A 3737-nucleotide genomic window follows, 5' to 3' on the forward strand; every position below is an offset into this window, starting at 1 on the left:
TCACCGTGAAACAAGAGCGTAGAGCCTGCTGAACGTGGAGATGCAAGCAATTTCAGCGTTCCTACCGGAAACTGGCGCTCCTCTAGCAGAGCTAGCAATTCGGTACCCACGGCTCCGGTTGCCCCTAGGATGGCAACGTTATACGATCGTCCCACTGGTGATAACCCTCAATCAAATTCCTAAACGTATTTAAGATAAGCCCTACTTGGCATGGAACTGGCAATGATGAGTGCAATTGTAACAACTGGAGAGCAGGCATTTGACTTCATAGGCGCTAGGGAACTGATATTCGTAGCAGGTAGATGAGCTTGATTGCTCTATGCTAATGGCTGTAGGGTGATGCCTGCTTTGCTGTGATTGCTGCCCGCAACTTGTCAATCCAACCACACAGACCACCTATGTTGAGTCGATAGCTAAGGGGATGGGCAATGGCACGCGCAGTACTTGTAAACAAGGTTTCGATCTCAATCAAGCCGTTTTCTTGGAGGGTTTTGCCAGTGGCAACAAGGTCAACAATCGCTTCGGACATCCCAGTGATTGGCCCTAGTTCTACTGAGCCATAGAGTGGAATAATCTCCACGGGTAAATCAAGATGCTCAAAGTAGTTACGAGCGCAGTTGACGAATTTGGATGCAATGCGGCAGTTCGTGGGTAGGTCTAGGGCCGATCGATAGGGACTAGATTCCTTGACTGCCACAGACATCCGACAAGTGCCATACTGCAAGTCAATCAAATGGGCTACGCGGCATTGCTTTTCTTGCAAAATGTCGTAGCCCACAATGCCTAGCTGTGCTTGCCCATATTCCACATATACAGGCACATCATTGTTACGCACTAATAATGCTTTAGCAGTACCAGTAGGATCGGCAATCTGGAGTTGGCGATTGCTGGGGTCAAGAAATGCGCTGAAATCAAGACCAACGCACTGCAATAGTGCAATGCTGTCGTTGAGTAAGGCTCCCTTGGGCAAGGCGATTGTAATCATTAGTTAGGACACCACAAGTCACCAGCCACTTAGTATATCGCTGTTGGTATATCGTTGTTGTCTCCCGGCCAGTTATGGTGTGGGCAACTATCTAGAAACCCTACTCACAGTTAACTCAGCTTTTATCAGGCTTATTCAATAGCTTATTCAATAGGGTTACAACACGATCTTTTACTTCATCGCGTACTCGTCGAAATGTTTCAATATCTTGTCCTTCTGGATCGTCGAGTTGCCAATCTTCAAAAACTTCTCGCAGCACCCACTCACTTGGTAGGTTGACTCCACAACCACAAAGGGAAATAACCGCGTCGTAATCATCAGGCCGAAAATCACTTAGAGGTTTGGAGGTTTGGTGGCTAATATCAATGCCTACTTCAGACATCACTTGCACTACGACCGGATCCACATAGCTTGCCTCTAGGCCTGAACTAGTCACTGCTACTTTATCTGCCCCTAATGCTCTAGCAAAGCCTTCTGCCATCTGAGAGCGCCGTGAGTTTTTTTTGCACACAAACATAACATGCTTCATCTGATAGTTCTCCTTTGGTCAACTCGTAACCCAGTAGGCAATTGCTAACGGTTAGATAGTGCTTGTCCCTCTATGCCCGCGTATCAAGGCCCACATGCAACCCTAGGGGGATTACATACCTACATGCTGGAAACCTATATGCTGGAAATTCCTATATTGACTTATATCAATATTTATCACTGTTGATATTGTGACAAACTATATTGATGTATGTCAATCTATGACTATGCAGATTTCCGAGTCCACTCTCCGCTGTTGTCCGCCTCTGTTAGCAGGCAAATTGACACCTGATGATGCTATGCAGTTAGCAGCGCTGTTTCGGGTGTTGAGCGAACCTGTACGGCTACAGATGCTGAGCCTGATTGCTGCCCAATCTGATCAAGAGGTTTGTGCTTGTGAGTTGGTGGAAACACTAGGTTTGTCACAGCCTACGGTTAGTCATCATCTCAAGGTTATGTATGCAGCAGGATTACTGGAGAAGGAACGACGGGGGATCTGGATTTATTACCGGATTGTGCGCGATCGTCTAGCGATGCTCCGAGATGCACTGTCATAGGGATGTGGACTGGAAATGGCATAGCTACAGATGGCGATCGCTGTAATTACTATTTTGAAGTTAATTACTATTTTGAAGTAAAGAGAGCTACAGCTCATGAGTGTCCCTAACTCGTATACCCCAGACCAACCGACAGAGAAGTTGAGTCTATTTCAGCGCTATCTCACCCTTTGGGTGTTTCTATGTATTTTGGCGGGGATCGCTCTAGGACGAGGATTTCCGGGTATAGCTGTGGCCCTAGATGCCATGAGTGTTTACCAGGTTTCCATCCCGATCGCGATCTGCCTGTTCTTCATGATGTATCCGATCATGGTGAAAATTGACTTCACCCAGATTGATCGGGCATTCCGGACTCCCAAGCCTGTCTTGCTAACATTGATTGTCAACTGGCTGATTAAACCCTTCACCATGTTAGTGATTGCCCAGTTTTTTCTGGGTTGGCTGTTCAGACCTTTAATCATGGGTACTGAACTCATTCACGGGCAAGAGGTTTCTCTGGTTAACTCCTACATTGCTGGGGCTGTTTTGTTGGGAATTGCACCCTGTACGGCAATGGTGTTGATGTGGGGGTATCTCTCGTTTGGCAACCAAGGGTTAACACTAGTGATGGTGGCCGTAAATTCCCTCACCATGCTGTTTCTATATGCGCCTCTGGGTCGCCTGTTGTTGTCGGCAAGTAACTTGTCGGTGCCTTGGGCAACGATTGTGCTGTCAGTTTTGATTTACGTTGGGTTGCCGTTGTTATGTGGACTCTATAGCCGTCACTGGATTTTGACCCATAAGGGACGAGACTGGTTTGAAACTCAGTTTTTGAAATACCTGGATCCAATTGCAATTTCAGCGCTGCTAATTACTTTAGTGTTGCTGTTTGCCTTTAAGGGTGAGCTAATTGTCAACAATCCGCTACACATTGTGTTGATTGCAGTGCCATTGTTTATTCAAACCATGTTTATTTTCTGGATTGGTTATGTTGCTGCGCTGAAGCTCAAGCTGTCCTACGAGGATGCAGCACCAGCCGCTATGATTGGGGCTAGTAACCATTTTGAGGTGGCGATCGCCACGGCAGTCACGTTGTTTGGTTTAAACTCCGGTGCAGCCTTGGCGACGGTTGTAGGTGTGTTGATTGAAGTGCCTGTGATGTTGATGTTAGTAGATATTTGTAAACGCACAGCATTTTGGTTTCCACGAGAACCCCAGAAAGCCAGCCTGCGTGATCCCCGTTGTCAAATGCCTTGTCATAGGGATCTGGGCTGAAAGTTGCCTAGGCGTAGAGCATTGATAACAACAGAGACTGAACTGAAGGCCATGGCGGCGCCCGCAATGATGGGGCTGAGAAGCCAACCAGTGATTGGGTACAGAATGCCAGCAGCGATGGGAATACCAGCGATGTTATAGATAAAGGCAAAGAACAGGTTCTGGCGAATGTTCCGCAGGGTAGCGCGAGAAAGCTGGATAGCAGTAGCGACACCTCGCAGGTCTCCAGAAATGAGGGTAATATCGCTGGCAGCGATCGCTACGTCAGTACCAGTACCAATGGCAATACCCACGTCAGCTTGAGCCAAGGCTGGAGCATCATTAATACCATCCCCAACCATAGCAACTCGTTTGACCGACAAAGAGGCAGGGGGGAAGGGTAAAGGGTGAGTGTCAAGCATATCGTGTTCTAA

General features: G+C 47.5%; 6 protein-coding genes. 2 read left to right on the forward strand and 4 right to left on the reverse strand.

Annotated features, from left to right (window positions below):
- From NZ772_15450 to arsC, 3 genes are all read right to left on the reverse strand, one after another.
- A partial coding sequence (locus NZ772_15450; protein MCS6814951.1) for an aspartate-semialdehyde dehydrogenase occupies nucleotides 1-155 on the reverse strand: 155 nt, incomplete at its 3' end.
- 167 nt (nucleotides 156-322) lie between these two features.
- The gene (hisG, locus tag NZ772_15455) at nucleotides 323-985 is read right to left on the reverse strand and encodes an ATP phosphoribosyltransferase (GenBank protein ID MCS6814952.1); all 663 of its coding nucleotides are present in this window, start codon (nucleotides 983-985) and stop codon (nucleotides 323-325) included.
- 115 nt (nucleotides 986-1100) lie between these two features.
- Nucleotides 1101-1514 (reverse strand): arsenate reductase, glutathione/glutaredoxin type, encoded by a 414-nt coding sequence (gene arsC, locus NZ772_15460; protein ID MCS6814953.1) that lies wholly within the window; start codon nucleotides 1512-1514, stop codon nucleotides 1101-1103.
- Nucleotides 1515-1740: 226 nt separating this feature from the next.
- On the opposite strand from arsC, the gene NZ772_15465 reads away from it, so the two are divergent.
- Entirely contained in the window at nucleotides 1741-2070 is a 330-nt protein-coding gene (locus NZ772_15465) for a metalloregulator ArsR/SmtB family transcription factor (GenBank protein MCS6814954.1), read from the forward strand.
- Nucleotides 2071-2166: 96 nt separating this feature from the next.
- The gene (gene arsB / locus NZ772_15470) at nucleotides 2167-3324 is read left to right on the forward strand and encodes an ACR3 family arsenite efflux transporter (protein MCS6814955.1); all 1158 of its coding nucleotides are present in this window, start codon (nucleotides 2167-2169) and stop codon (nucleotides 3322-3324) included.
- On the opposite strand, the gene NZ772_15475 is transcribed toward arsB, so the two are convergent.
- The coding region (locus NZ772_15475; GenBank protein ID MCS6814956.1) for an HAD-IC family P-type ATPase at nucleotides 3306-3737 on the reverse strand (432 nt) is incomplete at its 5' end. The genes arsB and NZ772_15475 overlap by 19 nt on opposite strands.

The sequence above is a fragment of the Cyanobacteriota bacterium genome (genome assembly GCA_025054735.1).
Lineage (GTDB): Bacteria > Cyanobacteriota > Cyanobacteriia > SKYG9 > SKYG9 > SKYG9.